General features: G+C 41.4%; 4 protein-coding genes. All 4 read left to right on the top strand.

Annotation, left to right across the window (positions count from 1 at the left end; genetic code table 11):
- Positions 1 to 25: 25 nt before the first annotated feature.
- Positions 26 to 910, top strand: a complete 885-nt coding sequence (locus AACQ17_RS07275) for a hypothetical protein (protein ID WP_240507678.1) — start codon at positions 26 to 28, stop codon at positions 908 to 910.
- 202 nt (positions 911 to 1,112) lie between these two features.
- Positions 1,113 to 1,502 (top strand): VOC family protein, encoded by a 390-nt coding sequence (locus AACQ17_RS07270; protein ID WP_088729594.1) that lies wholly within the window; start codon positions 1,113 to 1,115, stop codon positions 1,500 to 1,502.
- A 678-nt stretch (positions 1,503 to 2,180) separates the two neighbouring features.
- Positions 2,181 to 2,684 carry a peptide deformylase gene (def, locus tag AACQ17_RS07265; protein ID WP_069507200.1) on the top strand — a complete coding sequence of 168 codons (504 nt, stop codon included), beginning with the start codon at positions 2,181 to 2,183 and terminating at the stop codon, positions 2,682 to 2,684.
- Positions 2,685 to 2,825: 141 nt separating this feature from the next.
- Positions 2,826 to 3,296, top strand: a complete 471-nt coding sequence (locus AACQ17_RS07260; RefSeq protein ID WP_094148052.1) for a hypothetical protein — start codon at positions 2,826 to 2,828, stop codon at positions 3,294 to 3,296.
- Positions 3,297 to 3,938 lie beyond the last annotated feature (642 nt).

The raw sequence follows: 3,938 nt of genomic DNA, 5'->3' as shown, positions 1-3,938 counted from the left end.
CGGGCGTTAGTTCTCAGGGGGAAAGTTGGAAAATCAGCGTACAATTATTTTGAATTTATTTAGCATCATAAAAGAGCATTCACGTACCTTAGGAGTCGTTGGTGCAATATTTGGTGCAATTCTGGTTATTTACTATTGTGCCAGCATCAACCACTATCCGTCAGGACTTACAATTACAGATGCTCTGTTCTTTATATGGGCAATTGTAGTCTTTGGGTTTTATTACTCGGTAGCTGTGTTTGGTTTCTTTATAGCTAGTGTTTTTTGGGTGTCGTTACTAGCTAAACCAATTAACTACATTTTAAAACTAAGTACATATAAAGGTGATATTGTACTTCCGTTACCAAAAAGTGACTGGTTTACAGTTGTCGCCGGAGGGTTGTTTGCAAACGGTATAATTTTCAGTGCTGCATACATAAATCAACATCCCATGATTGTAATTATTGGAACTATAGTATTAGTTGCTTTTGGCTATGTGTTGGTTTCTGTGGTATCGAGTAAGTCGAATCAAACAGAACAAATCTTAGATTCGACAGGGAGTCCGATTGTTAGCAATCGCGTAAGTAAAGATGTAGTAATAATGTGTCTCTGCGCGTTTGTGTATATTACGCCACTAGTTGTGGGACAAATTGGGGGAGGTGTAACTCGTACAACGTTTGAAAAAATGGGCGTACGTCAAATCGGTGTGGACCTTCTAATTGACCAAGCACAATATAAAAATGTACTCCCTTGGCTAAAAACTAAAGAAGGCGCAGCTGACTTAAACTGTATACAAGGCTGTTGGTTAAAACAAGTTGATGTGCTTTTTACTAATGTTGGTGCTAATACAAAGCTGAAGCTTCATAATAGCAGTACCTATATATCTATACCAACAAAAGCAATTTTGATGACAGTGAGCACAGAGAACTAACAAACAATTTAAGAGTGATTCAGCACGCTTGGCATTTTCGGTTTGGGTTGAGTTCGGTGTTTACAATGGTCAAATTGAGAGTCGTGGTTGCGTGCTTCACACCTTAATTGGGCGTTATAGCTTATCTCACATTTCAACCTAGACATTGCTCAATCGATGCTTCAAAGTAAATCCCGATTTTTGCTCAACAAAAGGAACAAGTATGTTTAGTCATATTATGATTGGCTCCAATGATATTGAAAAATCTAAGGTTTTTTATGACGCCATATTGTCTGTTTTAGGTTATCCATCGGGTGTTATCGATGCTAAAGGTCGCTGTCTTTACATAAACAAAGATGGTGTGCTTGGAATTACGAAGCCAATAAATGGAGAGCTGGCGACTCATGGTAATGGAATGACAATTGGCTTAAAAGTCAGTAGCCCAGAGTTAGTGGATTCATGGCATGCAGCAGGCTTAGCTAATGGCGGTGTAGCTTGCGAAGATCCTCCTGGTCTCAGGGTAAGCGGAGAAAGAAAAATGTATCTAGCTTATTTACGTGATCCAGCAGGAAATAAACTGTGTGCAACGCATCATATTTCTATGGGCAACTAAAGCACCGCTATAACAAACGCTTCAAGAGGGACAGCCAACGCGTGGTATTTTTACTATGCGTTGGTTTTGTGATTAAGGTGTTATGCGGAAAGTGAGTAGTAGCGTTGTCTGCCCCTTAAGCGGGCGTTATGCAACTCAGGTAAATTTAAGGGTTCAATCTTTTGGGACTTCTCCGGCCATTCGTTTTGTGTTGTCGGCAAATGAGCATTTTTACCCTCAAATTCTTGGCGAACTCAAGCCGTAAAACAGGCAAGGTTCTTTGCTTGCCTCAATGAGTTTTGGTGCTGGTTTGTTGTCAATTCAGCGGGCGCAAAGTGCGGAAAGGGCAAGTTATTCGATCATTTCGTATTTGCTGAAAGTCTTGCTTGTTGAGTTTGTCTGATTCAAAAGCTTGGTTTGTTGTTGAAAGGTGGGCTTTGTTTTGGCGGCTTATTTATCACGGCTCTTGCTTGGGTTGATTCTTGAATCACTCTACCATTGCAATCGTGGCTTTTGATCGAGTAAAGTCAGTTTATCTTATTGAATTTGCATAACAAACGGCTCAAGAGGGATTGCCAACGCTTGGCGGTTTTAGTGCAAAATTGAAATTCAGAGTTTACAGTGTGTTTTTTAAGTTCGGTGGTGCGTTGTCAACCCCTTAGCCGGGCGTTATGAGCTTCCAAGAATTAGAAGGATAATATGGCAGTTTTAGAAATTTTGACTGCACCAGATCCAAGGCTTAAGGTCAAAGCGGAAAAGGTGCAGGATCTCTCGACGGTACAAACATTAATAGACGATATGTTGGAAACGTTATATGCGACTGACAATGGTATCGGTTTGGCGTCGACTCAAGTTGGTCGTAAAGAGGCCGTTGTTATTATCGACCTTTCAGAAAGTCGAGATGAACCGTTAATTTTGGTTAACCCTGAAGTGGTTAGTGGCTCGGATAAAGCATTGGGTCAAGAAGGGTGTTTATCAGTTCCTGATTACTATGCAGACGTAGAGCGTTTTACTTCAGTTGTTGTGTCTGCTTTAGATCGCGAAGGTAAGCCAATCACCATCGAAAGTGATGAGTTTCTAGCCATCGTAATGCAGCACGAAATAGATCATTTATCGGGTAACTTGTTTATCGACTATCTTTCGCCACTTAAGCGTCAAATGGCTATGAAAAAGGTTAAAAAGTACGTCAAAGCGCACTCTTAACCCCGCTCATAACAAGCAATTTAAGAGGGATTCACAACGCTTGGCACTGTTGCTTCTACTTCAGTTTTAGTGTTTATGACACAATGCGTTAGGTCTGGGGGGAGGCGTTGTTCACCCCTTAATTGGGCGTTAGGGAGAAATATGGAATACCAGTTGGCAAGGGTGATTTACCAATATCGTAAATTGCCAGTAATTCGTGAAGGAGTGTATCCACAATTCGGTGGAAACTTAGAATTTGAGTTGTATGGATTCTTTGAGGTTTGCTATCACCTGAAAGATTGGATCAAAGAAGATGAACGTTATTCCACAATGGATAATGTTGAAAAATACATCGACTCTACACCATCTCTTCGAATTTGTGCTGACTTGTGTAATCGACTAAAGCATCGACGTAAAAATAATAGAATACGTAGTCAAAAAGCTCCTGGGATCTTTCAAATAAGTTCAACAGTTTCTGTTGGTCCGAAAGGTTTTGATTCTAAAACTGCAATTGATTCTGCATTAGTTGAGACAGAGCGTGGTAACGAATGTTGCTTTGCTTTAGCAAAAGAATGTGTGGAATCATGGGGGAAATATTTGAGAGAAAACGGGATCGAGTGTAATTTCCCCTAACAAACGCCTCAAGAGGGACTGTCAACGCGCGGCGTTTCCAGTCCCAATGAGCTGCGGTGGTTGCAGTTGTTGTGTTTGAGTTTAGTGGTAATGCGTTGCCAGCCCCTTAGGCGGGCGTTATGCAACTCAGGTGAAATTAGGGGTTCAATCTTGTGGGATTTCTCCGGCCATTCGTTTTGTGTTGTCGGCAAATAAGCACTTTCACCCTCAAATTCGTGGTTCACTCAAGCCGTAAAACGGGCAAGGTTCTTTGTTTGCCTCAATCCGTTTTGGCGTTGGCGCGTTGTCAGTTTGGTGGGCGCAAAGTGTGGAAAGGGCAAGTTAATCGATTATTTTGTACTTGCTGAAAGTCTTGCTTGTTGAGTTTGTCTCATTCAAAAGCTTGGTTTGTTGTTGAAAGGTGGGCTTTGTTTTGGCAGCTTATTTATCACGACTCCTACTTGGGGTGATTCTTGAATCACTCAACCATTGCAATCGTGGCTTTTGATCGAGTAAAGTCAGTTTATCTTATTGAATTTGCCTAACAAACGGCTCAAGAGGGATTGCCAACGCCTGGCGACTTTAGTGCAAAATTGAAGTTCAGTGTTTACGGTGTGTTTTTTGAGTTCGGCGGTGCGTTGTCAACCCCTTAGCCGGGCGTTA

Origin of the sequence: Vibrio sp. V10_P2A27P122 (assembly GCF_963874335.1) — a bacterium.
GTDB lineage: Bacteria > Pseudomonadota > Gammaproteobacteria > Enterobacterales > Vibrionaceae > Vibrio > Vibrio anguillarum.
This window is presented reverse-complemented; position numbering and strand designations above follow the sequence as displayed.

Excerpts from the sequence above, each read along its gene's own strand:
- AACQ17_RS07270 (WP_088729594.1), top strand. The coding sequence starts at position 1,113 with ATGTTTAGTCATATTATGATTGGCTCCAATGATATTGAAAAATCTAAG.
- def (WP_069507200.1), top strand. The coding sequence starts at position 2,181 with ATGGCAGTTTTAGAAATTTTGACTGCACCAGATCCAAGGCTTAAGGTC.
- AACQ17_RS07260 (WP_094148052.1), top strand. The coding sequence starts at position 2,826 with ATGGAATACCAGTTGGCAAGGGTGATTTACCAATATCGTAAATTGCCA.